1 protein-coding gene is annotated in these 249 nt (G+C 52.6%); it reads left to right on the forward strand.

The window, feature by feature from the left end:
* A partial coding sequence (locus AC0L3J_RS38255; RefSeq protein ID WP_473350599.1) for a CorA family divalent cation transporter occupies window positions 1-249 on the forward strand: 249 nt, incomplete at both ends.

Here is a 249-nt window from a genome sequence, read left to right on the forward strand (position 1 = left end):
TGATGCGTCGCTATATGGCACCGCAACGTGATGTTTATGCTCGTCTTGCCAGTGAACGTTTGCCGTGGATGAGCGATGACCAACGCCGTCGGATGCAGGATATTGCCGATCGCCTTGGGCGCGGCCTTGACGAAATCGACGCCTGTATAGCACGGACTGGCGTGATGGCGGATGAAATCGCTCAGGTGATGCAGGAAAATTTAGCTCGTCGTACCTATACAATGTCGTTGATGGCAATGGTCTTTTTAC

This window comes from Bradyrhizobium sp. Kon37, from assembly GCF_055807535.1.